The sequence below is a fragment of the Emticicia sp. genome, assembly GCF_049241225.1.
Lineage (GTDB): Bacteria > Bacteroidota > Bacteroidia > Cytophagales > Spirosomataceae > Emticicia.
Genome location: NZ_JBMLRC010000439.1, coordinates 19121 through 20573, shown reverse-complemented (window position 1 = coordinate 20573; position 1453 = coordinate 19121). Strand labels below are relative to the sequence as shown.

Sequence of the window (1453 nt, the reverse complement as noted above, 5' to 3'; positions counted from 1 at the left end):
ATTGTCAAAGAAAAATGCCCACCATTTTTATCATTGTTGGTCACAGGCTCGTTTCTTCCGAGTAATAAATGCAATTGCTGATTTGGTGCAATCTGAAACCAACGTCTAATAGCCACTAAATTATCAGGTACATCAACTGGTTTTAAACCAATGATTTCACGGTAAAACTTCGCACTTTCTTTGAGGTCTTTTACGTAAAGTCCTACATGATTATAGCCCAAAATCTCAATAGCTGATTGGCTTTGAGCAAAACTCACCGAAGTGGTTAGCAATAAAAAAACAGTTGTTAGTTTAAAATAATTCATTAGTTAGAGGTTGGTTAATTTATTGCTTCTATTTCTTCATCATAATCATCAAATTTTGCCCGTAGGAACGTCCAAATTGGACGTTCCTACAAAACAAGTTAGGCCATTTCGGCTAATTCTAACCAACGGAATTCTTTTTCCTCAATTAGATTTGATACTTCTTCAAATTCTTTTGCCCAAGCAGCCAATTCTTCATGCGTGCCTTCGCCTGCATTCATTTTTTCTACTAAAACTGCTTTTTTCTTCTCCAAGTTTTCAATTTCAGTGCCTAAATTTTCGTATTCTTTTTGTTCTTTGAAAGTCAACTTACGTTTTGGCTCGCTCGACTGCACAGCTACAACTGGCGTTGAATTGGCCGATTTCAAATGAGCTTGTTTTTCTTTTTCGGCTAATTCTTGCTCTTCTTTATCTTCTTTCCATGAGCGATAATCAGTGTAGTTCCCTGGGTAATCTCTGATATAACCATCGCCTTCAAAAACAAACAGGTGGTCAACTAATTTATCCATGAAATAACGGTCGTGCGACACAACCAGTAAACATCCGCCAAAATTCAACAAGAAATCTTCTAACACATTGAGCGTAGCAATGTCTAAATCGTTGGTTGGCTCATCAAGAATCAAGAAATTAGGGTTTTGAACCAAAATTTTGAGCAACTGCAATCGGCGTTTTTCTCCTCCACTTAGCTTACTTACATAGCTGTATTGCATAGCTGGTGGGAATAAAAAGAGCGTCAAGAAATTTGAAATTGAAAGTTCTGTGCCATCAGCCATTTTTACGTACTCAGCAATTTCTCGCACTACTTCTATTACACGTTGGCCTTCATCAAAATCTAAACCTGCTTGCGAATAATATCCAATCTTAATGGTATCGCCTTTTACGACACGCCCCATATCGGGCTTGAGTTGTTCGGTCAGAATTTCGAGCATCGTACTTTTACCCATTCCGTTTTTACCTACAATCCCGATTCGGTCGCCACGCTTAAAGGTATAGCTAAATTCAGAAATCAGTTTTTTATTGTCAAACGACTTACTGATGTGCTGAATCTCCATGATTTTGCTGCCCATACGCTCCATTTTCATGCTCAATTCAAGCTTTTCGTCGGGGCCTTTTCTGACAGTCTTTTCTTTCAATTCATAAAACGCATCAAT

At 38.0% G+C, this 1453-nt stretch carries 2 protein-coding genes; both read right to left on the bottom strand.

Features of this window, described 5'->3' with window-relative positions; all coding sequences use genetic code 11:
- Positions 1-305, bottom strand: a 305-nt coding sequence (locus ACOVO2_RS22975) for a VOC family protein (RefSeq protein ID WP_421772215.1), incomplete at its 3' end; no start/stop codon positions are given.
- Between the two features lie 98 nt (positions 306-403).
- Positions 404-1453 (bottom strand): ATP-binding cassette domain-containing protein (locus ACOVO2_RS22970; protein WP_421772214.1); only part of this gene is annotated, 1050 nt, incomplete at its 5' end.